This window comes from Pseudomonas sp. NPDC087817 (assembly GCF_044742875.1).
In the GTDB taxonomy this organism is placed as follows: Bacteria; Pseudomonadota; Gammaproteobacteria; order Pseudomonadales; family Pseudomonadaceae; genus Aquipseudomonas.
On sequence record NZ_JBIUVJ010000151.1, the window covers coordinates 1 to 2,687 of the forward strand.

Genomic DNA, 2,687 nt, shown 5'->3' on the forward strand with positions numbered 1-2,687 from the left:
AAGAATACGTACCCCTCAGCAATGTACATGCCAGCCTTGCTTGCCTTTCTGCTACGCCCTCGCTGCACCTGACCCTTGTCGGTCAACCCTCCCTTCTTGAAGAATTGATCAACGGCCAATCGGCTGCCGATCGCGCGCGCCTGACGATTGTTGCGGCGAGCGAAGTCATCACCATGGACGAAAAACCGACCCAGGCGCTGCGTGGCAAGCCGGATTCGTCGATGCGTGTCGCCCTTGAGCTGGTGCGCGATGGCAAGGCGCAAGCCTGCGTCAGTGCCGGCAATACCGGTGCGTTGATGGCCTTGTCGCGGTTCGTTTTGAAAACTCTGCCGGGTATTGATCGTCCCGCCATGGTTGCCGCGATCCCGACGCAAAAGGGTTATTGCCAGTTGCTCGACCTTGGCGCCAACGTCGATTGCAGTGCTGAGCATTTATTGCAGTTCGCGGTGATGGGCTCGGTGGCAGCTCAAACGCTGGGTATCGCTCGTCCGCGCGTGGCGTTGCTGAATATCGGCACCGAAGACATCAAGGGTAATCAGCAGGTAAAACTGGCGGCAACGCTGCTGCAGGCTGCTCGTGGCATCAACTACATCGGGTTTGTCGAGGGCGATGGTCTGTATCGCGGCGAAGCGGATGTGGTGGTCTGTGACGGTTTTGTCGGCAATATCCTGCTCAAGTCCAGCGAAGGGTTGGCAACGATGATTGCTGCACGGATCGAAGCGCTGTTCAAAAAGAACTTTGCCTCGCGTGCGGTCGGCGCCTTGGCGTTGCCGCTGATGAAACGCTTGCAGGCTGATCTGGCGCCGGCGCGACATAATGGCGCAAGCTTCCTCGGCTTGCAGGGTATCGTCGTGAAAAGTCACGGTTCGGCCGGGGTTCAGGGCTTTCAGAGTGCGATTCAGCGCGCATTGATCGAGATTCAGGAGAATCTTCCCGAGCGCCTCCACGGTCGTCTGGAGGATTTGTTGTCTTAGGCGTTTTCGTCCGACAATGCTTAAATGTGACCGCCCGGTTCAAAGGGCCATCCAACTGTCAGTTTCTTGCGTCCCCAAGCGGGGCGTCATTTTCCGACGACAAGATCATTAGGGGCTTGTTACATGTCTGCTTCCCTCGCATTCGTCTTTCCAGGACAGGGTTCGCAGTCCCTCGGCATGCTGGCCGAGCTGGGCGCGCAACATCCACTGATCCTCGAAACTTTCCAAGAAGCCTCTGCTGCTCTGGGCTATGACCTGTGGGCGTTGACCCAGCAGGGCCCGGAAGAGCTGCTCAATCAAACCGATAAAACCCAACCGGCCATTCTGACCGCCTCGATTGCCCTGTGGCGTCTGTGGCTGGCGGAAGGTGGCGCGCGTCCGGCATTTGTTGCCGGTCACAGCCTGGGTGAATACAGTGCACTGGTCGCTGCCGGCAGCCTGACGTTGGCTGACGCGGTCAAGCTCGTTGAGCGCCGTGGTCAACTGATGCAGGAAGCGGTTCCAGCGGGGCAGGGCGGCATGGCTGCCATTCTCGGTCTGGAGGACGCTGATGTGCTGGCAGCCTGCGCTGAAGCGGCGCAGGGTGAAGTGGTCAGCGCCGTCAACTTCAACTCGCCGGGCCAAGTGGTCATCGCCGGTGCCAAGGCTGCCGTTGAGCGCGCCATCGAAGGCTGCAAGGCCCGTGGCGCCAAACGTGCCATGCCGTTGCCAGTGAGCGTGCCATCGCACTGCGAACTGATGCGTCCGGCTGCCGAGCGCTTTGCCGAATCCATCGCCGCCATCGACTGGCAGGCGCCGCAGATCCCGGTGGTACAGAACGTCAGCGCGCAAGTGCCGGCCGATCTGGAAACCCTCAAGCGTGATCTGCTCGAACAACTCTACAAACCAGTACGCTGGGTCGAATCCGTTCAGACCCTTGCAGCCAAGGGCGCGACCAATCTGGTCGAGTGCGGCCCGGGCAAAGTCCTGGCCGGCCTGAACAAGCGTTGCGCCGAAGGCGTTGCGACTTCCAACCTCAATACCCCAGACGCTTTCGCTGCCGCTCGCGCAGCGCAAGCCTGAATCAGGAGAAACTTGCATGAGTCTGCAAGGTAAAGTTGCACTGGTCACCGGTGCAAGCCGCGGTATCGGCCAGGCTATCGCACTGGAGCTGGGCCGTCAGGGCGCCATCGTGGTTGGCACCGCGACCTCCGCCAAGGGCGCCGAGGCGATTGCTGCCACGCTGAAAGAGCATGGCATTCAGGGTACTGGTCTGGAACTCAATGTCACCAGCGACGAGTCGGTCAGCAAAGTCATCGCGAGCATTCAGGAGCAGTTCGGCGCGCCGGCAATTCTGGTCAATAATGCCGGCATCACCCGCGATAACCTGATGATGCGCATGAAAGATGACGAATGGTATGACGTCATCGATACCAACCTGAACAGTCTGTATCGCCTGTCCAAGGGCGTTCTGCGCGGTATGACCAAGGCCCGTTGGGGTCGAATTATCAGTATTGGCTCGGTGGTGGGTGCCATGGGCAACGCAGGCCAAGTAAACTATGCAGCCGCCAAGGCCGGTCTGGAAGGTTTCAGCCGTGCAATGGCGCGTGAAGTCGGTTCGCGTTCGATTACGGTCAACTCGGTAACCCCAGGGTTTATCGACACTGAAATGACGCGCGAGCTGCCTGAAGCACAGCGTGAAGCCTAGCACACGCAGATTACGCTGGGTCGTCT

At 59.7% G+C, this 2,687-nt stretch carries 2 protein-coding genes and 1 pseudogene; all 3 read left to right on the forward strand.

All coding sequences use genetic code 11. The annotated features are described in order from the left end of the window. On the forward strand, positions 1-974 hold a 974-nt coding region (plsX, locus tag ACIONG_RS30215), incomplete at its 5' end, for a phosphate acyltransferase PlsX (RefSeq protein WP_401304664.1). A 123-nt stretch (positions 975-1,097) separates the two neighbouring features. Further along, positions 1,098-2,036, forward strand: a complete 939-nt coding sequence (gene fabD, locus ACIONG_RS30220; protein ID WP_103306704.1) for an ACP S-malonyltransferase — start codon at positions 1,098-1,100, stop codon at positions 2,034-2,036. A 16-nt stretch (positions 2,037-2,052) separates the two neighbouring features. Continuing rightward, a pseudogene (gene fabG, locus ACIONG_RS30225) lies at positions 2,053-2,658 on the forward strand (3-oxoacyl-ACP reductase FabG); the annotation flags it as partial. Positions 2,659-2,687: the final 29 nt, after the last annotated feature.

Coding starts and splice junctions, on each gene's coding strand:
- fabD (WP_103306704.1), top strand. CDS start 1,098: ATGTCTGCTTCCCTCGCATTCGTCTTTCCAGGACAGGGTTCGCAGTCC.